The organism is Lentzea aerocolonigenes, from assembly GCF_000974445.1.
GTDB lineage: Bacteria > Actinomycetota > Actinomycetes > Mycobacteriales > Pseudonocardiaceae > Lentzea > Lentzea aerocolonigenes.
This window is the reverse complement of sequence record NZ_BBOJ01000023.1, coordinates 130,548-156,235: the sequence shown is the minus strand read 5'-3', so window position 1 is coordinate 156,235 and position 25,688 is coordinate 130,548. Positions and strand designations below refer to the sequence as shown.

25 protein-coding genes are annotated in these 25,688 nt (G+C 69.7%); 23 read left to right on the top strand and 2 right to left on the bottom strand.

Features of this window, described 5'->3' with window-relative positions:
* The first annotated feature begins 14 nt into the window (after positions 1-14).
* The 6 genes from AOM45_RS38700 to AOM45_RS38675 all read left to right on the top strand — a co-directional run bounded on the left by AOM45_RS38700 (position 15) and on the right by AOM45_RS38675 (position 4,277).
* Positions 15-635 carry a hypothetical protein gene (locus tag AOM45_RS38700; RefSeq protein ID WP_030468845.1) on the top strand — a complete coding sequence of 207 codons (621 nt, stop codon included), beginning with the start codon at positions 15-17 and terminating at the stop codon, positions 633-635.
* Positions 628-1,233 (top strand): hypothetical protein, encoded by a 606-nt coding sequence (locus AOM45_RS38695; RefSeq protein WP_030468846.1) that lies wholly within the window; start codon positions 628-630, stop codon positions 1,231-1,233. Before AOM45_RS38700 ends, AOM45_RS38695 begins: the two co-directional genes overlap by 8 nt.
* A complete protein-coding gene (locus AOM45_RS38690) occupies positions 1,230-1,661 on the top strand; it encodes a hypothetical protein (protein WP_030468847.1) in 432 nt (143 codons plus the stop codon). The genes AOM45_RS38695 and AOM45_RS38690 overlap by 4 nt, the downstream gene beginning before the upstream one ends.
* Complete coding sequence (locus AOM45_RS38685; RefSeq protein ID WP_030468848.1) at positions 1,658-2,095, top strand: hypothetical protein; 438 nt, start codon at positions 1,658-1,660, stop codon at positions 2,093-2,095. The genes AOM45_RS38690 and AOM45_RS38685 overlap by 4 nt, the downstream gene beginning before the upstream one ends.
* 62 nt (positions 2,096-2,157) lie before the next feature.
* Complete coding sequence (gene steA / locus AOM45_RS38680; RefSeq protein ID WP_030468849.1) at positions 2,158-3,342, top strand: putative cytokinetic ring protein SteA; 1,185 nt, start codon at positions 2,158-2,160, stop codon at positions 3,340-3,342.
* Entirely contained in the window at positions 3,339-4,277 is a 939-nt protein-coding gene (locus AOM45_RS38675) for a copper transporter (RefSeq protein ID WP_030468850.1), read from the top strand. The genes steA and AOM45_RS38675 overlap by 4 nt, the downstream gene beginning before the upstream one ends.
* Here the strand turns inward: AOM45_RS38675 and AOM45_RS38670 are convergent.
* Positions 4,274-4,948, bottom strand: a complete 675-nt coding sequence (locus AOM45_RS38670) for a hypothetical protein (protein WP_035910933.1) — start codon at positions 4,946-4,948, stop codon at positions 4,274-4,276. The genes AOM45_RS38675 and AOM45_RS38670 overlap by 4 nt on opposite strands.
* A 177-nt stretch (positions 4,949-5,125) precedes the next feature.
* On the opposite strand from AOM45_RS38670, the gene pyrG reads away from it, so the two are divergent.
* The 3 genes from pyrG to AOM45_RS38655 are packed head-to-tail and all read left to right on the top strand — an operon-like array spanning position 5,126 to position 7,830.
* Positions 5,126-6,808 carry a CTP synthase gene (gene pyrG / locus AOM45_RS38665; protein WP_030468852.1) on the top strand — a complete coding sequence of 561 codons (1,683 nt, stop codon included), beginning with the start codon at positions 5,126-5,128 and terminating at the stop codon, positions 6,806-6,808.
* Positions 6,805-7,425 (top strand): NUDIX domain-containing protein, encoded by a 621-nt coding sequence (locus AOM45_RS38660; protein ID WP_030468853.1) that lies wholly within the window; start codon positions 6,805-6,807, stop codon positions 7,423-7,425. Before pyrG ends, AOM45_RS38660 begins: the two co-directional genes overlap by 4 nt.
* Before the next feature lie 9 nt (positions 7,426-7,434).
* Entirely contained in the window at positions 7,435-7,830 is a 396-nt protein-coding gene (locus AOM45_RS38655; RefSeq protein ID WP_063757067.1) for a DUF2752 domain-containing protein, read from the top strand.
* Here the strand turns inward: AOM45_RS38655 and AOM45_RS38650 are convergent.
* The gene (locus tag AOM45_RS38650) at positions 7,827-8,420 is read right to left on the bottom strand and encodes an NINE protein (RefSeq protein WP_059362921.1); all 594 of its coding nucleotides are present in this window, start codon (positions 8,418-8,420) and stop codon (positions 7,827-7,829) included. The two genes, AOM45_RS38655 and AOM45_RS38650, sit on opposite strands and share 4 nt — an antisense overlap.
* Positions 8,421-8,473: 53 nt before the next feature.
* Here AOM45_RS38650 and ald point away from each other — a divergent pair, with 53 nt between their 5' ends.
* The 14 genes from ald (at position 8,474) to AOM45_RS38580 (ending at position 25,684) form a co-directional block, all read left to right on the top strand.
* On the top strand, positions 8,474-9,544 hold the full coding sequence (gene ald, locus AOM45_RS38645; protein WP_030468856.1) for an alanine dehydrogenase: 1,071 nt from the start codon (positions 8,474-8,476) through the stop codon (positions 9,542-9,544).
* Between the two features lie 8 nt (positions 9,545-9,552).
* Entirely contained in the window at positions 9,553-10,428 is an 876-nt protein-coding gene (xerD, locus tag AOM45_RS38640; RefSeq protein WP_030468857.1) for a site-specific tyrosine recombinase XerD, read from the top strand.
* A 24-nt stretch (positions 10,429-10,452) separates the two neighbouring features.
* On the top strand, positions 10,453-10,782 hold the full coding sequence (locus AOM45_RS38635) for an ArsR/SmtB family transcription factor (RefSeq protein ID WP_081902248.1): 330 nt from the start codon (positions 10,453-10,455) through the stop codon (positions 10,780-10,782).
* A 100-nt stretch (positions 10,783-10,882) separates the two neighbouring features.
* Complete coding sequence (locus AOM45_RS38630) at positions 10,883-11,806, top strand: ParA family protein (protein ID WP_030468859.1); 924 nt, start codon at positions 10,883-10,885, stop codon at positions 11,804-11,806.
* Positions 11,803-12,126: a hypothetical protein gene (locus AOM45_RS38625; RefSeq protein WP_030468860.1), complete on the top strand. Its 324-nt coding sequence runs from the start codon at positions 11,803-11,805 to the stop codon at positions 12,124-12,126. Before AOM45_RS38630 ends, AOM45_RS38625 begins: the two co-directional genes overlap by 4 nt.
* Positions 12,123-12,953, top strand: coding sequence for a segregation and condensation protein A (locus tag AOM45_RS38620; protein ID WP_030468861.1), 831 nt, complete (start codon positions 12,123-12,125; stop codon positions 12,951-12,953). The genes AOM45_RS38625 and AOM45_RS38620 overlap by 4 nt, the downstream gene beginning before the upstream one ends.
* Positions 12,950-13,840: an SMC-Scp complex subunit ScpB gene (scpB, locus tag AOM45_RS38615; protein WP_236703986.1), complete on the top strand. Its 891-nt coding sequence runs from the start codon at positions 12,950-12,952 to the stop codon at positions 13,838-13,840. The genes AOM45_RS38620 and scpB overlap by 4 nt, the downstream gene beginning before the upstream one ends.
* The gene (locus tag AOM45_RS38610; RefSeq protein ID WP_030468863.1) at positions 13,833-14,567 is read left to right on the top strand and encodes a pseudouridine synthase; all 735 of its coding nucleotides are present in this window, start codon (positions 13,833-13,835) and stop codon (positions 14,565-14,567) included. Before scpB ends, AOM45_RS38610 begins: the two co-directional genes overlap by 8 nt.
* Before the next feature lie 169 nt (positions 14,568-14,736).
* Positions 14,737-17,439: an nSTAND1 domain-containing NTPase gene (locus tag AOM45_RS38605; protein ID WP_051783833.1), complete on the top strand. Its 2,703-nt coding sequence runs from the start codon at positions 14,737-14,739 to the stop codon at positions 17,437-17,439.
* Positions 17,440-17,764: 325 nt separating this feature from the next.
* Positions 17,765-20,482, top strand: coding sequence for an nSTAND1 domain-containing NTPase (locus AOM45_RS38600; protein WP_051783834.1), 2,718 nt, complete (start codon positions 17,765-17,767; stop codon positions 20,480-20,482).
* A 102-nt stretch (positions 20,483-20,584) separates the two neighbouring features.
* Positions 20,585-23,314, top strand: coding sequence for an nSTAND1 domain-containing NTPase (locus AOM45_RS38595; RefSeq protein ID WP_030468866.1), 2,730 nt, complete (start codon positions 20,585-20,587; stop codon positions 23,312-23,314).
* Positions 23,315-23,395: 81 nt separating this feature from the next.
* Positions 23,396-24,139, top strand: coding sequence for an ABC transporter permease (locus tag AOM45_RS38590; RefSeq protein ID WP_030468867.1), 744 nt, complete (start codon positions 23,396-23,398; stop codon positions 24,137-24,139).
* Entirely contained in the window at positions 24,136-24,903 is a 768-nt protein-coding gene (locus tag AOM45_RS38585) for an ABC transporter permease (RefSeq protein ID WP_081902249.1), read from the top strand. Before AOM45_RS38590 ends, AOM45_RS38585 begins: the two co-directional genes overlap by 4 nt.
* The gene (locus tag AOM45_RS38580) at positions 24,887-25,684 is read left to right on the top strand and encodes an ABC transporter ATP-binding protein (protein ID WP_035910938.1); all 798 of its coding nucleotides are present in this window, start codon (positions 24,887-24,889) and stop codon (positions 25,682-25,684) included. Before AOM45_RS38585 ends, AOM45_RS38580 begins: the two co-directional genes overlap by 17 nt.
* The last annotated feature ends 4 nt before the right edge of the window (positions 25,685-25,688 follow it).

Sequence of the window (25,688 nt, the reverse complement as noted above, 5' to 3'; positions counted from 1 at the left end):
GGCATGATGGTCACGTGACCGTCCAGCAGACCGGGCCGACGAGCACGCGCCGGATCTTCGGGGCGGTGCTGGTGCTCGTCGCGTCCGGGCTCGCGGTGGCGGCGACGTTCCTGTCCGCCTACGCCGTCGAGGTGACGATCAACAGCAGGACGTTGCGCTTCGAGGCGACGTCGTGGGTGATCGAGAGGGACGACTTCCGCGGCGCGCTGCTGCTCGGTCCCATCGAGTTCGGCGAGCCCGCCGTCGGCGCGGCGCTGGTCATGGCGCTGGCCGCGGTGCTGGCGTTCCGGGTTCCCGCGACGCGCGTGGGGTCGTTGCTCGGGGCCGGACTGCTGGTGGGAGCGGCGTGGTCCGCGGTCACCAGCGTCCAGGCGACGGTGAAGAAGCTCGAGGAGCTCGGGCCGCCCGTGCCCGTGAACGTGGAGCAGGGTGACGGGATCACCCTGCTGATCGTGGCGGCGGGCGTGGCCGTGGTGTCGGCGGTGCTGCACCAGGAGCTGCCGCGGCGGGTGAGGCCCGAAGAGACCACAGGGGGTGTGGTGATCCACCAGATCGACGAGGAGCCGGACGACACGGAGACGCCGCCGTACGGCTATCCCGTGATCGTCGAGCCGAAAGAGCCGAAGAGTGATTGACCGCCGCAAGATCGCATCGGTTCTGCTCGTCCTGGGGGCGTTGCTGACGGCCTTCGCGAGCTTCCAGAACACCTACGGCACTGTCTACCAGTACGGGCGCGGGCTGGACCAGTCGTTCACCACCACGTTGTGGATCGTGAAAGGCGCGCCTCAGACCAGCTCTGTCGACGACGCCTACTACGCGGCGGGAGGGCCGGTGATGATCACGGCCGTTCTCGCGCTGGTCGCCGTCGTGCTGATGCTGCGGGAGAGGAGCGCGTTCATCGGCCGTCCGCTGGCGATGGGGGCGGCGGGTGCGCTCGCCGGAGTCGTGTTCTTCTACGTGGCGCAGATCCAGCACGAAAAAGAGATGATGAGCTACTGGCCGACCGGCGACGGTCAGTCGTACGAACTGAACTACTTCGCCGGCACCTACCTGCTGGGTGCGGGAGCGATCATCGCCGTGATCGGCGCGGCACTCGCCCAGCAGAGGCCCCAGCCAGTGGTTCAGCAGATCGACGACGAGGACGCGGTGGTCGTGCACCAGCTCGACCACGACGACGACACGCCACCGTTCGGGACCGAGATCCCACCGGACGCGCAGCAGGAGACGCGGTGATCGGAAGACCGACGGCGGTCGCGCTGATCGTGGCCGGGGTGGTGCTGACGGCGACGGCGATGGTGCTGCCGTGGTACTCGACCGTTTACGCCGGCAACGTCGAGGTCGTCGTGAGGGCGTGGGGCACGCAGGTCGTGAACAAGCCGGGCGACTGGCCCGCCGGTGACCTCTCGCCCTGGTACGGCCTGCCCGTCGCGCTCACGGCGGTGCTGCTCGTCGCCGGGATCTGGATCAACCGGGCCGCGCTCGCCGGTGCCGCGGCGCAGCTCGGAGCCGTCGGCATCACCGCGGTGCTGCTGATCTCCGAACGCGGCCACGCCGTCGAGCAGCAGGGCGACTTCGCGATCGGCTACGGGCTCGTGTTCCTCGTGGCCGGAACGCTCACCGCACTCGCCGGTGCGCTCGCCGTCCAGCGGGAGCCGGCGTGAAACTCCTCAGCGCGGTCCTGCTCGGACTCGCCGCCGCGGCGGCGGTCGCGGCGACGTTCCTGCCGTTGTCGGAACTGCTCATCCGGCTCACCCCGGACCAGCCGCAGACCGAGTTCGTCACCACCGGCTGGAGCACGCACTTCGGTGGCACGAAAGACGAACACGGTCCGCTCTTCGGCATCCCGGTCGCCGCGGCGGCCGCGACCGTCCTGCTGGGCATCAGGTGGCGGAAAGTCGCCTATGCCGGAGCCGCGGCACTCGCCGGCGTCACGGGAATGCTCTTCGTCTATTTGCTGAACGCGATCAGCTTCCACAAAGCGGGCAACATCACCATCGATCCGGGCCTGGAAGCGGGCTTCGGCAACGGCATTTGGGTGCTCATAAGTGCAGTGGTTCTCGCGTTTGGAGCCGTAGTAGTTCACCCCGACGACTGACCAGCACGAATTGCCCGGCGTGCCTCACCTGTCACGCGGGCACCGTGGGTCACTATCGGCGCATGAAGCTTTCCGGGTTGCTGAGCCGCACGAACCACGAACTTCCCGGTGTCACGGGTGTCGCGCGGGTTGATCGGCGCGCGAGTGACCTGGTGCGGCGAGTCAGTCCCGGTGACGTCGCGGTCTTCGACCTCGTCGACCTCGACCGGCGCACCGCGGAGGCACTCGTCGCGGCCGAGGTGGTCGGTGTCGTGAACGCCTCACCGTCCATTTCCGGTCGCTTTCCCAACCTCGGCCCGGAACTGCTGATCGAGGCGGGCATTCCGCTGATCGACAACGTCGGCGCCGTCGCGCTGCGGGAGATCAAGGAAGGCGCCAAGATCCGGCTGCACGAAGGTGTCGTCTACGCCGGGGAACGCGAGCTCGCCAAGGGGATCGAGCAGAACGCCGAAAGCATCGCCGACGCGATGATCGAGGCGAAGGCCGGCATGTCGGCGCAGCTGGAGGCGTTCTCCGCCAACACCATCGAGTTCCTGCGCCGGGAACGCGCGCTGGTGCTCGACGGCGTCGGCGTGCCCGAGGTGTACGTGCCGATGCGCGACCGGCAGGTGCTCGTCGTCGCGGGTGGGCCGTCGCACGCCGAGGAACTGCGCAGGCTCCGCAAGTACATCCGCGAGTACCGGCCGGTGCTGATCGGCGTTGACACCGGCGCCGACACGCTGCACGACGCCGGGTACAAGCCGGACGTCATCGTCGGCGACCCCGACGGCATCGGCACCGCGTCACTGCGCGCGGCGACCGAGGTGGTCGTGCCCGCGCAGGCCGACGGCCACGCGCCGGGTCTGCAGCGGATCCAGGACCTCGGCATCGGCGCGGTGACGTTCCCCGCCTCCGGCAACGCGGAGGACCTCGCGTTGCTGCTCGCCGAGGCCCACGGGGCGTCCCTGGTCGTCACCGTGGGGCTGCGCGCGACGCTGCGCGAGTTCCTCGACCGCGGGCACTCCGGTTCCAACCCCTCCACGTTCCTGACCCGGCTGAAGCTCGGCAGCAAGCTCGTCGACGGGGAGGCCGTCGCGACCCTGCACCGCAGCCGGGTCTCGCTGGGCGTGATCGTCCTGCTGGTGACCGCGGCGATCGTCGCCATGGCGGCGGCGCTCGCGGTGTCCGGTGTCGGTCACGTCTACGTCGACATCGTGGTCGACGGCTGGCAATCCGTCGTCAACTGGTTCAAGGGGTTCTTCTCGTGATCACGCTGCGATACCACATAGTTTCGATCACCGCGGTGTTCCTCGCGCTGGCGGTGGGGGTCGTGCTGGGGTCGACCGCGATCAGCGGGCGGCTGTTGTCGGGCTTGAGCGATGAGAAGAACTCGTTGGCACAGCAGGTGAACGACCTGCAGAACGACCGCAACGCGTTGAACGCCAAGCTGACCGAGGCGGACAAGTTCGCCGCGTCCGTCGGCCCGCTCGCCGTCAAGGACAGGCTGACCGACCGCACGGTCGTCATCGTCACCACCTCCGACGCGCGTCCGTCCGATCGGGACGCTCTGAGCGGGCTGCTGAAGTCCGCGGGCGCCGGCGTGACCGGCGAGATCCAGCTGACCGACGCGTTCGCCGACCCTTCGCGCGGTGACCAGCTCCGCGACCTCGTGGCACGGCTGCAGCCCGCCGGTTCGCAGTTGCCCACCGCCGCCGACCCCGGTACGCGCGCCGGCGGTCTGTTCGGGACGTTGTTGCTGCTCAACGCGTCGAACAACCAGCCGCAGGCCACGCCGGACGAGGCGGCCGCCGCGCTCGCCGGGCTCTCCAACGCCGGGTTCGTGAAGGCGACCTCGGGGGTGAAGCCCGCGCAGCTCGCGATCGTGCTGACCGGTGGTGCCGCGATCGGTGACTCGGCCGCAGACCGCGCCGCGACCGTCGCGCGGTTCGCCACCCAGCTCGACCGGTCGGGCGCGGGCGTCGTGCTGGCCGGTGCGAACGGGTCCGCGAACGGCACCGGTGCCATCGGCGTGGTCCGCGCGGACACCGCCGCGACGTCGATCCTGTCCACGGTGGACAACTCCGACACCCCGGCCGGTCAGGTCGTCGTGGTGATGGCGCTGCGCGAACAGCTGGAGGGCCGCTCCGGCCGTTACGGCGTGGCGGGCAACGCCGAGGCGTCCTCGCCGGGCACCGCGGGCTAACGCTCCCAGGGACCGGGAAATCGCTCCACCAGCAGTTCGAACGCTTCCGGCGTGCGGGCGCAGGCCCACAGCCACGCGCGGTCGTCCTCGCGGATGATCAAGTCGTCGGAGACGAACCAGCGGCTGAGAGGATTGTTCAGCGGCAGGAGAGTGAAGTGCTCTTCGAGCAGGGGGACGTCCGCAGCGGACCTCTCCCTGTCCGCTGTCCCGCCGCCGTAGCCGAACACCGCCGTGGACAGCACCAGTTCCACGCACGCCAGCGAGAAGCGCGGCATCCACGGCTTCCAGGTGTACTGGTAGTTGCTGTCGAAGTCGCGCCTGACCAGCACTTCCGGGTCCTCACCGGCGAGCGGTACTCCCCAGGCCTCGATCCACTGGTCGGTGCGGAAGACGAGCACCTCACGGTCCAGCCGCAGCTCGGCCGGCGCGAGCAGGCGGTCGTGGGTGCTCGTCACCTCCGGCCGCTTGCCGAACAAGGACAGCGCCTCTTTCACCGCCTCCGGGACACGGACTCCGAGCCGGTCCTCGGCCTCGGCGAGCTCCCGGCGGCTCCAGCCGTCCTCCGGCCCGATCGGCTCCGTCCACGCCGCGGCGAAACCCTCGATGAATCGCCACGCCGCGGAACGGTCGTGCACGGCTCCGGCGACGCTGCCGGCCACGTCAAAGGTCACGTGACAACGATTCCTGATCTCGGCGCGTGCCGGGGCGGGTTCGGCGAAACCCCTCACTGCGCCGATCGGGTGATGTGATCTGCCGGGTCGTGGTGCGCTGAGTGACCGGCGGCGTGTTAGCGTTATGGCCCGTGGATAGGGGGATTTACCCCCACGATTTTCACGGGAGCCCCGTTGGTGCAGCAGGCACGTACGACCAAGCACGTCTTCGTCACGGGAGGCGTCGCGTCCTCCCTGGGCAAGGGGCTCACCGCCTCCAGCCTCGGCCAGTTGCTCACCTCGCGCGGCCTGCGGGTAACGATGCAGAAGCTCGACCCGTACCTGAACGTGGACCCCGGCACGATGAACCCGTTCCAGCACGGCGAGGTCTTCGTGACCGACGACGGTGCCGAGACGGACCTCGACATCGGCCACTACGAGCGGTTCCTCGCGCGGGATCTGAGCGGCGACGCGAACGTGACGACCGGCCAGGTGTACTCCGAGGTGATCGCCAAGGAGCGGCGCGGTGAGTACCTGGGCGACACGGTCCAGGTCATCCCGCACATCACCGACGAGATCAAGCGCCGCATCCGGGCGATGGCCGAGCCGGACGCCGACGGCGTCACGCCGGACGTCGTCATCACCGAGGTCGGCGGCACGGTCGGTGACATCGAGTCGCTGCCGTTCCTCGAGGCGTGCCGCCAGGTCCGCCACGACGTCGGCCGCGACAACGTCTTCTTCCTGCACGTCAGCCTGGTGCCGTACCTGGCGCCGTCCGGCGAGCTGAAGACCAAGCCGACGCAGCACTCCGTCGCGGCGCTGCGCAACATCGGCATCCAGCCCGACGCGATCGTGTGCCGCGCGGACCGGGAGATCCCGGACGCGTTGAAGCGCAAGATCGGCCTGATGTGCGACGTCGACACCGACGCCGTCGTCGCGGCCGTGGACGCGCCGTCGATCTACGATATCCCGAAGGTGCTGCACTCCGAGGGCCTCGACGCGTACGTAGTGCGCCGCCTCGGCCTGCCGTTCCGCGACGTCGACTGGACGGTGTGGGGCGACCTGCTCGAGCGCGTGCACAACCCCACCGAGACGGTGAAGATCGCGCTGGTCGGCAAGTACGTCGACCTGCCGGACGCCTACCTCTCGGTCACCGAGGCGCTGCGGGCGGGCGGGTTCGCGCACCACGCCAAGGTCGAGATCAAGTGGGTGCCGTCGGACGAGTGCCAGACGCCCGAGGGTGCCGCGCGGGCGTTGTCCGGCATGGACGCGGTGCTGATCCCGGGCGGGTTCGGCGTGCGCGGCATCGAGGGCAAGATCGGCGCGCTGAAGTACACCCGCACGCGCGGTGTGCCGACGCTGGGCCTGTGCCTCGGTCTCCAGTGCATGGTCATCGAGGCCGCGCGCAACCTCGCGGGCATCGAGGACGCGAACTCCAGCGAGTTCGAAGAGGGCGGTTCGCCGGTCATCTCCACCATGGCCGACCAGGAGGACGTCGTCTCCGGTCAGCGCGACATGGGCGGCACGATGCGGCTCGGCGCGTACATCGCGAAGCTCACGCCGGGTTCGGTGGTCGCTTCCGCGTACGGGACCACCGAGGTGTCCGAGCGGCACCGGCACCGTTACGAGGTCAACAACGCCTACCGGGGCAAGCTCACCGAGGCCGGCCTGGTGTTCTCCGGTGTGTCGCCGGACGGCCGCCTGGTCGAGTTCGTCGAGCTGCCGTCCGACATGCACCCGTTCTACGCGGCCACGCAGGCGCACCCCGAGCTCAAGTCGCGTCCCACGAAGCCGCACCCGCTGTTCGCGGCGTTCGTGAAGGCCGCGATCGACTACCGGGTCGCCGACCGGCTGCCGCTGACGGCGGGAGCGTCCAAGTGACGTCCAGGCACGACTTCCGGACGGTCTCGAGCGAGGACCTGCACGTCGGCAAGGTCGTGGCGCTGCGGATCGACGACGTCGAGATGCCCGGTGGCGAGACGGCCAAGCGCGAGATCGTCGAGCACATGGGCGCGGTCGCGGTCGTGGCGGTCGACGACGACGGCTCGGTCGTGCTGATCCACCAGTACCGGCACGCGCTCGGGCGGCACCTCTGGGAGCTGCCGGCCGGGCTGCTCGACCACGACGGCGAGGAGCCGGTCGTCGGTGCGCGCCGCGAACTGGCCGAGGAGGTCGGGCTCGACGCCGAGCGCTGGGACGTGCTGGTCGACGCGGCCGCCTCACCCGGTTTCACCGACGAGGTCGTGCGCGTGTTCCTGGCGCGCGGTCTGTCCGATGTGGACCGTGACGTGCAGGGAGAGGAAGAAGCGGACCTGGAGATCCACCGCTTCGGGATCGATGAGGCCGTGCGGATGGTGTTCTCGGGCGAGATCGTGAACGCGTCCGCGGTCGCCGGGCTGCTCGCGGCCCGTGAGGTGCTGGAGGGCAGGGCCGAGCCGCGTCCGGCCGATGCGCCGTTCCGCGACAAGCCGACCCGGTTCGCCGCGCGCAAGAAGTAGGCTGGTCTCATGCAGACGCTGAAGGGTGCCTTCTCACGGATGGGGGCACCCTTCAGCGTTCTCGCGCTGGGTGGCGCGGGCGCGGTGCTGCTGCTGTTCGTCGACCCGACCAAGCCGGGCAACCTGCTGCCGAAGTGCCCGTTCAAGTGGATCACGGGGCTGAACTGCCCTGGATGCGGTGCCACGCGCATGGTGCACGCGCTGCTGCACGGCGATGTCGTCGGCGCGTTCCACTACAACGCCGTGTTGCTCGCGTTGGGCGTGCCACTGGCCGTGTGGCTCTTCGCGCGGTGGACACGTGACAGGTGGACTGGCGAACGGCGATCCGTGCCGAAGTCGGTCGGTTTCGCCGTTCTCGTCGTTGCCGTTGTGTGGGGCGTGGCGCGCAACCTCGCCGGTATTTAGTCGCGGAGCTTGCGGCCCTGGGCGTCCGTGCCGCCGCTGACCAGCAGGATGATCCCGTCGACCAAGGCCCAGATGCCGCAGCCGCCGCACGTCAGCAGCTGCGCGATGCCGATGCCGACGTGGCCGGTGTAGAAGCGGCCGACGCCGAAGCCGCCCAGGAACAACTGGAGCACGCCCGCGGCGATCTTCGACTTGTCCGACAGCGGTACGCCGGTGATCGGGTCGAAGCCGTACGGGGCGGCCACATAACCCATGACGGGCGGCGGGGGACCGGCGAACTGCGGCTGCGGGCCCGTGGGTGGCGGGTAGTACGGCTGCGTGGGCTGGGGCGCGAAACCCGGTGGCGGCGGGGGCACGGCGGCGAACGGCACCGAAGGCGGCGCGAGGAACGTCGGGTGCGGCTGCGGCAGGTCGCGGAACAGCTCGGCGAGCTCGGCGTACGACTGCGCGCCGGACGCGCGGTTCACCCGCTCCTGGTACTCCGTGATGTCGAGCCGCGCCATCGCGAAGTGGTCGTTGAGCGCGGTGATCGCTTCCTCGCGCTGCTGGTTGCCGATGCGCTGCTGCTCCGGCCCGAATGGTTCTGACACGGCTCGCCACGTTATCCGATGCAGCAGATCGATATCGGGAATACGCTGCGACGATGCTGGTCGGTGTCCCAAAGGAGATCAAGAACCACGAGTACCGCGTGGCCATCACCCCGGCGGGAGTGGTCGAGCTGGTGCGCCGCGGGCACGACGTGGTGATCGAACACGACGCCGGGGCAGGCTCGTCGTTCCCCGACCGCGAGTACACGGCGGCGGGCGCGCGGATCGCCGTTTCCGCCGACGAGGTGTGGTCGGAAGCCGATCTCGTGCTGAAGGTCAAGGAGCCGATCGAGCCCGAGTACCACCGCATGCGCCGGGACCAGGTGCTGTTCACGTACCTGCACCTGGCCGCGTCGCCGTCGTGCACCGAGGCGATCGCTTCGTCGGGCATCACCGCCATCGCGTACGAGACCGTGCAGCTGCCGGACGGGTCGTTGCCGTTGCTGGCGCCGATGAGCGAGATCGCCGGACGGATGGCGGCCCAGGTGGGCGCGCACTGCCTGGAACGCGCCCAGGGCGGCCGCGGCGTGCTGCTCGGCGGTGCGCCCGGTGTCGCGGCGGGCAAGGTCGCGGTGATCGGCGCCGGGGTGGCCGGGATGAACGCGGCGACGATGGCGGTCGGCATGCAGGCCGAGGTGGTCGTCCTGGACAACAACGTCAACCGGTTGCGGCAGATCGACTTCACCTACCGCGGGCACCTGCAGACGATCGCCTCGAACGTCTACGAGGTCGAGAAGGCCTGCCGCTGGGCCGATCTGGTCGTCGGGGCGGTGCTCGTGCCGGGAGCGAAGGCGCCGAAGCTCGTCAGCAACGAACTGGTGTCCCGGATGCGTCCTGGAAGTGTGCTCGTGGACATCGCGATCGACCAGGGTGGCTGTTTCGAAGACTCGCGGCCCACCACACACGACTCACCTACGTACCGTGTGCACGACTCCGTGTTCTACTGCGTTGCGAACATGCCTGGCGCTGTGCCGAACACGTCGACGTACGCGCTGACAAACGTGACGTTGCCGTACGTCATCGCGTTGGCGGACAAGGGTTTCGAGGAAGCTGTCGCTTCGGATCCGGCGCTGGCCAAGGGGGTCAACGCACGTGACGGGAAGATCGTGTTGGAAGGGCTGGCGTGATCTCTGAGCTGGTGGCGACCTATCTCGACCACCTCGCCGTGGAACGCGGCACCGCCCGCAACACGCTCGACTCGTACACCCGTGATCTGCGCCGGTACACCGAACACCTGGAGTCCATCGGTGTCACGGACCTGGGCGCGGTGACCGAGGTGCAGGTGAGTGAGTTCCTCGCCGCACTGCGGGAAAGCGGGCTTGCGGCGTCTTCTGCCGCACGGACGTTGGTCGCCGTGCGCGGGTTGCACCGCTTCGCGCACCGTGAAGGCGTTGTGCCGCATGACGCCGCACGGGCCGTGCACCCGCCATCGCCACCGAAGAGGCTGCCGAAAGCATTACCGGTCAATGAGGTTCTCACCCTCCTCGAAACCGTGGGAAACCTCAGGGACAAAGCCCTGCTGGAGTTGCTGTACTCGACTGGAGCGCGAATCTCCGAGGTGGTCGGGCTGGACGTGGACGACATCGACGCCGCCGAGCGGACCGTGTTGCTGGACGGAAAGGGAGGCAAGCAGCGGCTGGTGCCGGTGGGTCGGCCGGCGTTGGCGGCGGTGGACGCGTACCTGGTGCGGGCGCGGCCTGCGTTGGCAGCGAAGGGACGTGGGACGCCCGCGTTGTTCTTGAACGCGCGCGGTGGACGGCTCTCGCGGCAGAGCGCGTGGACCGTTCTGAAGACCGCCGCGGAGGAGGCTGGAATCACCGCCGCGGTGTCCCCTCACACGTTGCGACATTCGTTCGCCACCCATCTGCTCGAAGGGGGTGCGGACGTTCGGGTGGTTCAAGAACTTCTTGGGCACGCATCGGTTACGACCACTCAGGTGTACACACTGGTAACCGTTACGACTTTGAGGGAGGTCTACGCAACTGCACACCCTCGGGCCACTGGAACATGAGGCTTCCACGGGTACGGTGGTCAGGTGCCGAACTTGGACGAGCCGTCCCCACAGGCCATTGATCTAGCCGCTGTGCTGCACGCGCTGAGCGACCCGACGAGGCTCGCGGTCGTGCGCCAGATCCAGTCGAGCGGTGAGAGGCTGTGCGGGGCCTTCGAGGTTGACGTCGCGAAGTCGACCCTCTCGCAGCACCTCCGCGTTCTGCGGGAAGCGGGCATCACCCGAACACGCTGCCGGGGAAACCAGCGCTGGGTGTCGCTGCGCCGTGATGACCTGGATCTTCTCTTCCCGGGTCTGCTGGACGTGGTGCTGACAGCGTCCGAGCGGCGGACACGAACGGATGTCGCCGTCTAATCAAGTCTTGACAAGCCCGGCGAGGCGCGTTGCCGCTCGCACGGGTGCGGCCTAGGCTGCGCCCGGAGAGACGACTACGACCAGTGAGGGAACGCCAGCCATGTCGACACCGGAGCACGTTTTCGCGCCCCGTGCCGATCTGAACCTGGCTCCGCACGCCGCGCCGGTGGACGACGTCGCTCAGGAGCAGGTCGACGGCATCGGCCCGACCGGCCGCCCGCGCCGCCACATCCCGGATCCGCCGCCGTTGCTGCACCACGGCCCGGCGAAGATCCTCGCTGTGTGCAACCAGAAGGGCGGCGTCGGCAAGACGACGTCGACCATCAACCTGGGCGCGGCACTGGCCGAGTACGGCAGACGGGTGCTGCTCGTCGACTTCGACCCGCAGGGAGCCCTGTCGGTCGGCCTCGGCGTGCACCCGCACCAGCTGGAAACCACGATCTACAACGTCATCATGGAAGGCGACACCGCCGTCCGCGACGTCATCCGCAAGACCATGGTCGACGACATGGACCTGCTGCCGAGCAACATCGACCTCTCGGCGGCAGAGATCCAGCTCGTGTCGGAGGTGGGCCGCGAGCACACGCTCGTGCGCACCCTTCGTCCCGTCATCGACCACTACGACTACGTGCTGGTCGACTGCCAGCCCTCGCTCGGCCTGCTCACGGTGAACGCCCTCGCGGCCGCGGACGGTGTGCTGATCCCGCTCGAGTGCGAGTTCTTCTCGCTGCGCGGGGTGGCGCTGCTCATCGACACCATCGAGAAGGTCAAGGAACGGTTGAACCCCAAGCTCAACATCACCGGCATCCTCGCCACGATGTTCGACCCGCGCACGCTGCACTCGCGTGAGGTCATGGCCCGCGTCGTGGAGGCGTTCGGCGACATCGTGTTCGACTCGGTCATCAACCGCACGGTGCGCTTCCCGGAGACCACGGTGGCCGGCGAGCCCATCACCCGCTGGGCACCCCGCTCGTCCGGCGCCAACGCCTACCGCGCGCTGGCCCGCGAGGTGATCGCCCGGTGAACCGTCGCCCTTCACTGCCGGGCGCGGCCGAGCTGTTCCGGCTGACCGCTGCCGCCGCCCCCGCGGAGGCCTCCGAGTCGGTCGAGCCACCCGTCCAGCGCCGCGGCTCCGGCCGGACCAAGCACACCACGAAGATCACGGTGTACGTGTCCGACGAGGAACTGCTGGCCCTGGAACAGGCGAGGCTGGCACTGCGCGGCTCGTACTCGCTGGGCGTCGACCGCGGCCGCGTGGTGCGCGAGGCGATCGCCATCGTGCTGGACGACCTCGAAACGCACGGAGACGCGTCGTTGCTGGTACGCAGGTTGCGCGAGCAGTGACAGAGGAAACACCCGCTGAGACCCCGGTCGACGACGGCAAGTTCAAGGTCAGGCTCACGAACTTCGAAGGCCCCTTCGACCTGCTGCTGCAGCTGATCTCCCAGCACACCCTCGACGTGACCGAGGTGGCCCTGCACCAGGTCACCGACGACTTCATCGCGCACATCCGCGGCATGGGCGACTCGTGGGACCTGGACGAGACCACCGAGTTCCTGGTCATCGCGGCAACCCTGCTGGACCTGAAGGCAGCCCGCCTCCTCCCCACCGGTGACGTGGAGGACGAGGACGACCTGGCGTTGTTGGAGGCCCGCGACCTGCTGTTCGCCCGCCTGCTGCAGTACCGCGCCTACAAGCAGGTGGCAGCCCTGTTCGCCGAGCTGGAACAAGGCGCTTACCGCCGTTACCCGAGGTCGGTGTCGCTGGAGCCGCGCTTCGAGGGCCTGCTCCCCGAGGTGATGCTCGGCGTGACGCCCGAGAAGTTCGCCCTGATCGCAGCCGCCGCCTTCCGCCCGAAGCAGAAGCGAACCCTCTCCACGGCCCACATCCACCAGCACCGCGTGTCGATCCGCGAAACGGCCGACACCCTGCGCGCGCTGCTGATCGAAAAGGGCACGGCGTCGTTCGCGGAGATCGTCGCGGACTGCACCGAGACGATGGAGATCGTGGCCAGGTTCCTGGCGCTGCTGGAGCTGTACCGGGAGAAGTCGCTGGCCTTCGAGCAGGAGGACCCGCTCGGTCCGCTGCAGGTGACGTGGGTCGGCGGGACGTTGGAGCAAGCGCAGGCGCAGGCACACGCCGGCGACGAGGACGAGGACTACGGCGGATGAGCGAGCCACTGGTGGGGCCGGACGCGGCGGAGATCGAGAACCCGGGGCCGGCGTTCGACGGGGGCGAGGAGGCGGCGGACGCTCCGGCCGAGGTCGGTGCCGAACCCGCGGCCGGTGGTGGTCCGGCCGCGGAGGCCGAGGCCGACGCGGGGGTCCCCCCGGTTTCCAGTCTATCGGGCGGCACCGACGAAAACGGCACGTCAGAGGCGGGCCCTGTGGACAACGCTGAGCCTGAGCCCGCCGCGGACCCCGACCCGGCCCCCGACCTCGACGCCGCCGCCCTGGAAGCCCAGCTCCTCGCGGCAGCCCCCGAGGAGGCCATCGAGGACAGCGGCCTCCCAGACCTCACCGACGACGCGACCTTCGAGGCCGCGCTCGAGTCCGTGCTCCTCGTCGTCGACAGCCCGATCGCCGAGGACCAGCTCAGCAGTGCCCTTGAGCAGCCGGTTAAGCGAATCAAGGAGGCACTCCGTAGACTGTCCACCCGGTACACCGAGTCCGGCAGCGGCATCGACCTGCGCAGGGCGGGGGACGGCTGGCGGTTCTACACGCGGGACCGGTTCGCCCCGTTCGTGGAGAAGCTGCTGCTCGACGGGCAGCGCGCGAAACTCACCCGCGCGGCCCTGGAGACGCTCGCGGTGATCGCCTACCGGCAGCCCGTCACGAGGGCGCGGATCGCGGCGGTGCGCGGCGTCAACGTGGACGGTGTGATCCGGACCCTGGTCGCTCGGGGGCTCATCGAGGAGACGGGCACCGACAGCGACACGGGTGGGATCCTGTACCGCACGACCGAACTGTTCCTGGAGCGGTTGGGGCTGTCGTCACTCAAGGACCTGCCTCCAATCGCGCCGCTGCTGCCCGAAGTGGATGCGATCGACGATGTCTGAGAACGAGGGCGTGCGCCTGCAGAAGGTGCTGGCGCAGGCGGGGATCGCCTCGCGCCGTGCTTCGGAGGAGCTGATCGACCAGGGGCGCGTCCAGGTCGACGGCGAGGTCGTGCGCGAGCAGGGGCGGCGGATCGACCCCGAGACCGCCGTCGTGCACGTCGACGGCGTGCGGGTGCAGATCCGCGAGGACGTCGTGACGATCGCGCTGAACAAGCCGTTCGGCATGCTGTCCACGATGGAGGACGACCTGGGGCGTCCGTGCGTCGGCGACCTGGTGCGCAACCGCAAGGAGCGGTTGTTCCACGTCGGCCGCCTCGACGCCGAGACCGAGGGTCTGCTGCTGCTCACCAACGACGGCGAGCTCGCGCACCGGCTGATGCACCCCAGCTACAACGTCATGAAGACCTACCTCGCCGAGGTGCCCGGTCCCGTCGAGAAGGGGCTCGGCAAGCGCCTCAAGGCGGGCATCGAGCTCGAGGACGGCCCGATCAAGGTCGACTCGTTCAAGCTCATCAGCGCGGTTCCCGGCAAGGCGCTGGTCGAGGTCGTGCTGCACGAGGGCCGCAAGCACATCGTGCGCCGCCTGCTCGAGCACGTGGGCTACCCGGTGCAGTCGCTGGTGCGGGTCGCGATCGGTGACGTGTCGCTCGGCAACCAGCGTCCCGGCTCGATGCGCGTCCTGAACCGCCAGGAAGTCGGCGGCCTTTACAAGCTCGTCGGTCTCTGATCAGGATGTGAACCCGCTCGCCCCTCCGGCCCCCAGGATCCGGAGGGGAGACCTGCGGTGAACCCCCGTTCACCTTGCAACGAGAACGCTACGGCGATGACGTTGTAAGGGGTCGAGCATGCGCATTGAACAACACGGTGTAGACAATCGGTCACAGGGGGAGACCGACATGCCACGCACCGAACGTCCGCTGGACAGCGAAGACACCGAACTCGGCAGTTTCGCCGCAGACCTCCGCAAACTCAGGGACAAGGCGGGCAAACCGTCTTACCGCGCGCTCGCTTCACGCGCGCATTACTCGGCCGCCACGCTCTCCGACGCCGCGGGTGGCAAGAAACTGCCGTCGCTCGCCGTCACCCTCGCCTACGTCAAGGCGTGCGACGGCGACGAGCAGGAGTGGGAACAGCGCTGGCGCGCCATCGCGGCCCCGCCCGACCCGACCGGTGAAGCGCCCTACGTGGGGTTGCAGGCGTTCCAGAAAGAAGACGCCGACCGGTTCTTCGGCCGCGAGAAGCTCACCGCGAAGCTGGTCGAACTCGTCGGCGCACGCCCGTTCGTCGGCGTCTTCGGCGCGAGCGGTTCCGGCAAGTCCTCGCTGCTGCGGGCCGGACTGCTGCCGCACCTGGACAACGCCCTGATCTTCACACCAGGCGTCCAGCCGCTCGACGAGTGCGCCGTCCGCATCGCTCAGGTGACCGGTGACTCCGCCGTGGTGCTGAGCTCCGAGCTCACCGACCCGGCCGCGCTGGGCCTGCTCGCGCGGCAGCACGACCTCGTGCTGGTCATCGACCAGTTCGAGGAGATCTTCACCCTCTGCGGCCCCGAGCAACGCGACTGGTTCGTCCAGGCACTGGTCGGCGCCCCGCACGTGGTGATCGGCGTGCGTGCCGACTTCTACGGTCACGTCGGCCGCCACCCGGAACTCGTCGAGGCCCTCGAAGGCGCACAGCTCCTCGTGGGCCCCATGACCGCTGACGAACTCCGCCGCGCGATCGTCGAACCGGCCCAGCTCGTCGGCGCGACCGTCGAAACCGCCCTGGTCACCCGCCTCGTCGCCGACGTGGCCGGCCAGGCCGCCGTGCTCCCGCTGGTGCAGCACGCGCTGGTGGAGACCTGGCACCGCCGCCGGGGGATGACCCTGACGCTGGTCGGCTACGAGGAGGCGGGCGGCGTCGAGCACGCCATCGCCCGCACCGCCGAGGCCGTGTACTCCGGGCTCACCGAAGAGCAGCGGCAGACCGCACGCCGGATCTTCCTGCGCCTGATCGCACTGGGTGAAGGCACGGAGGACACCAGACGCCGCGCGACCCGTGCCGGCCTGGACGCCGAGGTGCTGGAACACCTCGCGAACGCCCGGCTGGTCACGCTCACCGAGCAGCACGCCGAGCTCACGCACGAGGCGTTGATCCGCTCCTGGCCGCGCCTGCGCGACTGGATCGCCCAGGACCGCGACGCGCTGCGCGTCCACCACCAGCTCACCGAGGCGGCGGCGGAGTGGGGCGGCGATCGCGACCTCCTCTACAAGGGCGTGCGGCTCGCGCAGGCGGCGGAGTTGGACCCGGACTCGCTGACCGAGCCCGAACGCGCCTTCCTCACCGCCAGCCAGGCCGACGGCCGCCGTCGCGCTCGCCGGACCAGGGTCGTGGTGAGCGTGCTGTCCGTGCTGGTGCTGCTGCTCGCCGGCACCGTCGTGTTCGCGATGGACAGGGCGGGTGAGGTGTCGAGGCAGCGAGATCTCGCGGTGGCGGGGGCGGCGGCGGCCGAGGCCCGCCGGCTCGCGCTGCTGCCGACCGACAGCGGCCAGGCGATCCGGCTGGCCCTCGCCGCCTACCGGGTCGCGGCGGGCGACTCGACCCGCGACCACCTGCTCAGCATCGACGCCTCCTTCCGCAGGGACCGGTTCCCGCGGGAGATCTCGGCCTCACCGGTGAAGAAGACGAGCGGTGGCAGGTTCTTCACGGGTTCCGGTGAGGGGTCGACCACGAACCTGTGGGACCTTCGTGCCCGCGACGTGGTGCCGCGCCTGCGCCTCGACGGGAGAGTGCTCGCGGTCAGCGACGACGACCGTCGCCTGGTCGTCCTCACCGAGGAAGGCGCGGTGCTGCTGGACGTCACCGATCCCGCCCTGCCGCGCAAGCTCGCCCTGATCTCCAAGAGTCCCGTGAACCTCGCCGCGGACAGCGCCCTCACCAGGTTCGTCGCGATCGTCGCCAACCGGCCCGGCCTGGCGACGGTCTGGACGTACGACGGTTCCGGTGGGCTGAGCGAGGCCGGGGTGCCGGGCCGTCAACAGGTGCTGAGCACGGGCTTCACGCCGGACGGCAAAATTCTCGCGGTGGCGCGGTTCGGCCCGCCGACGGTGGAGTTCTGGAGGTTCGACGGAGGAACGCCCATCCACGCGAGCACGATCCAGGTGCAGGGAAGCAACGTCTACTTCAGCCCGGACAACAGGCTCTTCCTGTTGATCGACAACATGACGGGCGTCGCGCGGGTGTGGGACGTCTCGGACCCCGCGCATCCGGTCGACTGGGCCGAGTTCCCGGTGCCGCCCCGCACGAGCCTCTCCGCCGTGTTCGCCGCCGACAGCAGCCAGGTGCTGATCGGCACGGACCGATCCGCGCAGGTGTGGGGCCTCAAGGACCGGCACGAACCCGTGTCGCTCGCCTCGTTCGACAACTTCCCGGAGAACGTCACGGCCTTCGACCACTGGCCGGAGGACCGGGAGTTCGTCGCGGTGACCGATGACGCGGTCTGGCCGTTGCGCACGGACATCGGGCAAGTCGTGCGGGATCTGTGTTTCGGCGAGCCGAAACTGTCCGACGAGGACTGGGCGAGGCACTTCCCGGGCGTCAAGCCCGTACCGATGTGCTGAGATTGAGCCGTGGGTGGCACCTGGAGGCGGCCACCCACGGCCACACCGGCGCCGGTTCGGGGCGCGAGCACCGGGTCTTCCCCTGGAGTGGCGTGTCCGCCGCCCCTCGCCAGGTCTGTTCCGCGCCCAGCAGGGCACCTCGCGGCACCGCCCCCACGCCCCCATGTGCCCGACATGCGGGCGTGGGGGCGGTGCCGCGATGCGCCCGTCTGGACACGGAACAGGCCGACGAGGGGCGGCGGACACGCCACTTCAACGCTAGAGCGAACGGGTTGTTCACGGTCATGTGTTGGCCGCTGAACAAAGTTCTCTGAACAATGGCGGGATGCCGAGACGGGAACGCCCTCTCGACGAGGGCGAGAGCGGTCTCCTGCGGTTCGCGGCGGATCTGCGCCGGCTGCGGGAGCGTGCGGGCAGCCCCACCTACCGGGAGCTGAGCCGGCGGGCGCACTACTCGGCGGCCGCGCTGTCGGAGGCGGCCGGTGGGCGGAAGCTGCCGAGTCTCGCTGTCACGAAGGCCTACGCCAAGGCTTGTGACGCTGATCCGGAGGAGTGGGCGCGGCGTTGGCGTGAGGTCGCCGGGTCCGAACCGCGCGCGGCCGACGACAGTCCGTACGTCGGCCTGGCCATGTTCCAGCCCGTCGACGCGCCGAAGTTCTTCGGGCGCGAGCGGTTGACGGCCGAGCTGCTGACGACGAAGAACCGCTTCACCGGGGTGTTCGGGCCGTCCGGGGCCGGCAAGTCGTCGTTGCTGCGGGCGGGTCTCATCGCCCGCAGCAAGGAACCCGTTCTGCTGTTCACGCCGGGCGCGAATCCGCGGGAGGAGTGCGCGGTCGCGCTCGCGCGGCTCACCGGTGAGGATGCGGTCGAGCTCGCCGACCGGCTCGGCGATCCGGAAGAACTCGGCCGCAGGCACCGGTCGCTCGTGGTGGTGGACCAGTTCGAGGAGCTCTTCACGTTGTGCCGTGACGAGGAGCTCCGCGCGTGGCTCATCGCGGCGCTCACCGGGTGCGGCAAGGTCGTCATCGGCGTGCGTGCCGACTACTACGGCCATTGCGCGCAGTACCCGGAGCTGGTGGAGGTTCTGCGGAACAGCCAGGTCATGGTCGGTGCGATGACGCCGGACGAGTTGCGCCTCGCCATCACCGAGCCCGCCGCGGTGGCGGGCGCAAAGGTCGAGACGGCGTTGCTGGCGCGGCTGATGGCCGACGCGGTGGGGCAGGCCGCGGTGCTGCCGTTGCTGTCGCACGCGCTCGCCGAGACCTGGCAGCACCGTCGCGGCATGACGCTGACCCTCGCCGCCTACGAGGAGATCGGTGGCCTCGACCACGCCGTGGCCCGCACCGCGCAGGAGGTCTACAACGGGTTCTCCTCGCGGCAGCAGGCGCAGGCGAAACGGATCCTGCTGCGGCTCGTGACCGAGGAGGGCACGAAACGCCGCGTGCACGGCGGCGAGCTCGAAGCCGACGAGGACGTGCTGCTGGCGCTGGCCGCGGCACGGCTCGTCGTGGTCGACCGGGACGGTGTCGAGCTCGCGCACGAGGCGTTGATCCGCGGCTGGCCGGAGTTCCACGAGTGGGTCGAGGAAGATCGCGAGAACATCAAGGCGCAGCGCGAGATCACGCACGCCACGCAGACATGGGAGTCGCTCGACCGGGACGCGGGCGCGCTGCTGCGCGGACGGAGGCTCGCGAACGTTCCCGCCGGGCTGCCGCTCAACTCCCGGGAACGGGCGTTCCTCGCCGCGAGCCGGGCCGCCGAGGAGGAGGTGTCGGCGAGCGCGCGAAGACGGACCCGGCGTCAACGCCAGCTGCTCGCCGCGCTGGCTGCGCTCGTGGTCGTCGCCGCCAGCACGACCGTCTTCGCCCTGCAGGCGGGCAGGACCGCCGACGAGCAACGCACGACCGCCGCCGTTCTGAAGGCCGTGGGCGAGGCGAACGCCCTGCGTCCCGCGAACCCCGCGCTCGCCCAGCAGATCGCGCTGGCCGCCTACCGGCTCGTGCCGCTTTCCCAGGCGCGCAACGCTTTGCGTCAGGAGGACGTGCCGTCGCAGGTGCTGCGCGAAGCCCAGTCCGAGGTCACGGCAGTGGTCGTCGGCCCGACGCTGCAACAGGTCGTCACCGGCCACCGCGACGGCACGGTCGTGGTGACCGGGCTCGACGACCTGCCGTCGCCGCGCACGTCCCACGAAGCCGCGAAGCACGACGGCGCCGTCACGGCCCTGACCACGGACTCGAGCGGCGGAATGGTCGCCTCAGCCGGTGCGGACGGCACCGTTCACGTCGTCGACGTCTCCCTCGGCAAACCCCGCGAACTGGCCGTGCTGCCCGCGCGTGCCACCGCGATCGCCTGGCAGGGCACGACTCTGGTCACGACCGGCAACGACGGTGCCCTGAGCTTCTGGACGGACCTCCGCCAGGAACGCCCGAGACTCCTCCTCTCGACGCAGCTGGGCCTGGGACCGTTGGCGGGCATGGCTTTCCGCCCGGACGGCCAGGTGCTCGCCGCCGTCACCACCGGCAGGGCCGTGCACCTCGTCGACGTGACGGACCCGCGCGACGCCAAGCTCCTGTCGCTGACCAAGGAGTTCGCGGGCGGCGCCCAGTTCTCCGGCGACCACCTCCTCATGACCACCGCGGGCACCGCCGCCCACCTGTGGGACACCACCGATCCGCGCAACCCCGTGCGGCGCGCCGAGATCCCGTCCGGCGGCGGCGAGATCACCTCGGCCTGGCTCGGCGCCGGCAGCGTCGCGGTGGCCACCGACGACGGCCTGGTGCGGCTGTGGCAGCTGAGCGGTCAGGGCGAACCGGTCGAGCAGGCGTTGCTGCGCGGCCACACCGGTCCGGTCGCGGCGGTCGGGCTCACCCCCAAGGGTGACGAGGTCGTGACGGGTGGCGCGGACCGGTCGGTGAGGCTGTGGAACGCGGATCCGCGCGACCCGGCCGTCCGGATCTGCGAGCAGGCGTACCCGCGGATGAACCGCGAGGAGTGGGCGCGGTACTTCGGCGATCTGGAGTTCACTCCACCGTGTCGTGACTGAGTGGAGTGGGGCGATCACCAGGCGCGCGTGGGGCTGGTGAGGGATTAGCGGGTCGTTAGACGGCGGGCAAACCTCTGGTGGACAATCCCGCCAGGAGGCGGCATGCCACGAGGGGAACGACCGCTGGGGCCGGAGGACACCGCGTTGCTGCGGTTCGCCGGTGACCTGCGCAGACTGCGTGACCAGGCAGGCAAACCGAGTTACCGCGAACTGGCTCGGCGGGCGAACTACTCGCCGACCGCGTTGTCCGACGCGGCCGGCGGCCGGAAGCTGCCGTCGCTGGCGCTGACCCTGGCGTTCGTCAAGGCGTGCGAGGCGGACCCCGCACCGTGGACCAAGCGCTGGCGTGAGCTCGCGGCCGAGCACGCTCTGCCATTGCAGCCTAACGCACCGTACCCAGGTGCCGCAGCGTTCACCGAGCACGACGCGAAGAGCTTCTTCGGACGTGAGTGCCTCGTCGAGCAGGTTGTCGAGTCGGTCAAGGCGAACCAGCTCACCCTCGTCTGCGGCGCGTCCGGGTCCGGCAGGACGTCCCTGCTGCAGGCCGGTCTCCTGCCCGCCCTCGACGACGCCGTGGTGGTCACTCCCGGGGCGAAGCCGCTCGAAGCACTGGCCGAGGCGCTCGCCGGGATCTTCGAGAACACGACGGCGGACCAGCTCGCGGAGGAGTTCCGGCAGGACCCCGACCACCTCCGGCTGAGGATCCGCCAGCACCGCCCGGACCTCGTCCTCCTCGTCGACGACGTCGAGCAGGCTCTCGACGCGGACGACTTCATCGCCGCGATCACCCGCTGCCCCCGTGTCGTGCTCGCGGTCCGCGCGGACCACCGGCGGCGCTGCCACGACAAGGGCCTGCGCGGCACCGAGATCACCGTCGAGCCGATGAGCGCGGACCAGCTGCGCCGCGCGATCACCGAGCCCGCCGCCAGGATCGGCGCCGCGGTCGAGACCGCCGTGATCGCGCGGCTGGTCGCCGACGCCGCGAACCAGCACGCGTTGCCGCTGGTGCAGCTGGCACTCGTGGAGACGTGGCGGCGCAAGCGCGGCATGACGCTGTCGCTCGCCGGGTTCGAGGAGTCCGGCGGTCTCGAGCACGTCGCCGCCCAGGCCGCGCAGTCCTTCTTCGACACCCTCGGCGAGGACGACCGCAGAGCCGCCAGGCAGGTCTTCCTGCGGCTGATCTCGTTGCAGCGCAACGGAATCGTGCACCGCGGCAGCCGCAGGCCGGTCACCGACGGCCACCTGCTCGACCTGCTCGCCAAGGCCAGGCTGGTCACGCTCACCGAGGACGGCGTCGAGCTCACCCACGACGCGGTGCTGCGCTGGCCCGAGCTCGCCACGTGGATCGAGGAGGAGCGCGACAACCTCAGCACCCACCAGCAGCTCGTCACGGCGATGGAGCTGTGGGAGGCGAGCGACCGCGACCCACAGGCGCTCTACCGGGGCGCGCGGCTGCGCAAGGCGAAGGAGCTCGGCGCGTTCCTGACGGCACAGGAACGCAGCTTCGTCGCACTGAGCACCAAGCGCGAGACGCGCCGCTCGACGGCGTTGATCGCGGTGATGGCCGTGCTGATCGCGCTGGTGCCCGGCACCGTCGTCTACGCGCTCTCCAACGAACGCAAGATCAGCGCGCTGACCGACAGGGAGCTCGGCGGCAAGGCGATCTCCGAGTCCGAGGCGCTGATGGAGCAGCGCCGGCCGTACGCGGACAAGTACGCGCTGGTCGGCTACAAGGTCTACCCGTCGGCGGAGGCCGAGAAGGTGCTGCGGCTCGCGAACGCGATGACGCGCGGCATCCCCTTCACCGGCACACCGGGGGACGACGCGGACGTCGTGGTGGCCCCGCGCGGTGAGCTGGCCGCCGTGACCGACCAGGACGGCACCGACCGGATGTGGAACCTCGACGAGGACCGCGCCGAGCCCGGCAAGAGGTTCGCCGACCGCCACCGGGTCGTGAAGCTGTCCGACCGCCGCGCCGTCACCAGGGACAACGCCGGCCAGGAGCACCTCTGGGCCGTCGACGGCGCGAAGGACGTCACCTACCTCAAGTCGTTGCCCAACCGGTTCCGGACGCTCGACCTCAGCCCGGACGGGTCGCGGATCGTCGGCAAGGTCGGTGCGGCGGTGGACGCCGGGCTGCCGACGCCGGACGAGTCCGAGCACGCCGAGCTGTTCGACCTCAGCGACCCGCGGCACCCTCGTGAGCTGCCGATGCCGGTGCACAACCCCGAGACCGTCTCGCTCAGCCAGGACGGCCGCGAGCTCGCCACCGCGGTCTGGGACCGGGCGGCCGGCGTGACGACGATCGAGTTCTGGCGCATCGGCGGCACCGTCGAGCGCAGCGCGTTGTCGCTGGTCCAGCACGGCTACGTGCGCGGCATCACCTACAGCGCCGACGGCAGGTGGCTCGCCGTCGAGCGCTCGCCCGAGTCGGTCGTCGACGTGTGGCAGCGGGTTCCCGGCGAGGCGCCGTTGCTGCGTGCTCGCCTCGAGACGACGTTGCGGTCGGGGGCCCGTGTCACGTTCGCCTCCGACGACCGCGTGGCCGTGGTGCGCGACAACGTCTTCGAGGTGCAGCGGCTCTACACGAGCGGCCGTCCTTCCGACCGGCTCGTGTACGTCGTGGGTCACGGCAACTCGACGCGGGCGGTGTACCGGCCCCAGCACGACGACTTCCTCGTGCGCAGCGGGAGCCAGGCTCCCGAGCTGCTGCCGTACGTCCTCGACAGCGCCCGCATCATCAAGAGGATGTGTGAAAAAGACGGCGCGCGGCTCACGGACTCCGAATGGGTGAAGAGCTTCGGCGAAGTGGAGCGCGTGGACGTCTGCTGAAACGCCGCGATGTGTGGGAAACAACGCGGAGTTGTGCAAGCACGCATTGTGAACGCGAGATCCACTCTCTAGGGTGACCGAGTGCGTGCGTTCACAAGGGGACTTCTCGGCATCGCCGGGTTTCTCGTGCTGTGGGAGCTCTTAGGACGCTCCCCTCTCATACCCGCACACGCGCTTCCACCACCGTCCGTCGTGTTCGGTGAGCTGGTCACGCAACTGACCTCACCCGAGTTCATCGGTCATGTCGTGGCAACCGTGCTGGCACTGCTGATCGCCATCGTGATCGCCATCGCGATCGCGGTGCCGAGTGGACTCGTGCTCGGCAGCGTCCCCGCCGTGCGGCACGCGACGCGTGCGGTGGTCGAGTTCCTGCGCCCGATCCCTTCTGTGGCACTGATTCCGCTCGCGCTGGTGATGCTCGGCTTCGGGCCGGAAACCAAGATCACGCTCGCCGTGTACGCGGCACTGTGGCCGATCCTCTTCAACACCATCTACGCGCTGGACGAACTGGACCCCCTGCTCGTTGACACGGCAAGGGTTTTCGGCACCGGACGGCTCGGTGTGCTGTTCCTGGTGGCCCTGCCCAGCGCGCTGCCGTTCGTCCTCACCGGAATCCGGCTCGCGGCCACGACGGCGTTGATCGTGATGGTGAGCGTGGAGCTCATGGCGGGCAGCCAGATCGGCCTCGGCTACTTCATCATGGAGGCCCGCAGCGGGCCTGGACGGATGGACCAGGTGCTGGTCGGCACCGTGGTCGCGGGCGCGATCGGCGTCCTGCTCAACAACGGTCTCGAGCGCGTCCGCCGGCGTTGGGTGGCCTGGTGACCAAGTTCCTTCAACGGTGGACCGTGTTCGCCGGTCTCGTTGCCGTTTGGCAGTTGCTCGGCTGGTTCGCCGACGACCCGTTCTTCCCGCCGCCGTCGAAGATCGTGTCGGCGGCCTGGGACTGGTGGGTCCTCGAACCGGAGAACTTCACCGGCCACGTCGTGCCGTCGGTCGTGCGGCTGCTGTCCGGCTGGGTGATCGCTTCGGTGCTCGGCGTCTCGCTGGGGCTGCTGCTCGGCCGCTCGGACCGGGCGATGGAGTACGCGGGCCCGTTGCTCGTGTTCCTGCGCTCCATCCCGCCGCCGGCGCTGGTGCCGGTGTTCCTGTTGCTGTTCAAGGCGGGCACGTCGATGCAGCTCGCCACGATCGTCTTCGGCGTCATCTGGCCGGTGCTGCTGAACAGCGTGGACGGTGCCCGCTCGGTCGACGTGACCAAAGTGGACACTTCCGCGGTCTTCCGGATCCCGCGCTGGCAGTGGGTTCTCGGTGTCGTGCTGCCCGCGGCCTCGCCGAAGATCTTCGCCGGGCTGCGGGTCTCCCTCTCGCTCTCACTGGTGCTGATGGTCATCTCCGAGCTCGTGGGCACGGACAACGGCATCGGCTCGCAACTCATGCAGGCACAGCGCGAGTTCGACTACACGCGCATGTGGGCCGGGATCGTCCTTCTGGGCGTGCTCGGCTACGGACTCAACACCGCACTTCTGGCGGTGGAACGCAGAGCGTTGGCGTGGCAACCGAGGAGTCGGGATGAGCAACATGCTTGAGGTGGCCGACCTGGGCCACACCTACGGCGACTACGAGGCCATCGGCGGCCTGTCGTTCACCGTGCGCGCCGGCGAGCTGGTGTGCGTGGTGGGCCCGTCGGGCTGCGGCAAGTCCACATTGCTGCGCACGATCTCCGGACTGATCGAACCCTCCCGCGGTGACGTGTCCCTGAAGGGCTCGCACCTCGCCGTGGTCTTCCAGGACTACTCGCGCTCGCTGTTCCCGTGGCTCACGGTGCAGGGCAACGTGGAGTTCCCGCTGCGCTCCCTGCCGCGCGCCGAACGCCGCGTCCGCGCCGCCGAGGCGCTGGAGTGGGTCGGTTTGTCCGGGGCGGCGCGCAAGCGGCCGTGGCAGCTCTCCGGCGGCATGCAGCAGCGCGTGGCGATCGCGCGCGCTCTGGCGTACCGGCCTTCGTTGTTGTTGATGGACGAGCCGTTCGCCTCGGTCGACGCGCAGACGCGGTTCGAGCTGGAGGACCTGTTGCTACGTGTGCGTCGTGAGCACGACACGACCGTTCTCGTGGTCACGCACGACATCGACGAGTCGGTGTACCTGGGCGACCGGATCCTGGTCCTGAGCGGCTCTCCCGCTCGCCTGGTGGCCGACCTGGAGGTGCCGCTGCCCGCCGAGCGCGACCAGGTGACCACGCGGACCGACGAGGGGTTCGTGGCGCTGCGCTCGAAGGTGGCGCGGCTGCTCAACGTCGGCAAGCCCTCGATGGACGTGGAGAAGTGGGCAGAGGCCGAGCGCGAGTCCCTCAGCGAGACCGTCTCGTCCTGACGGA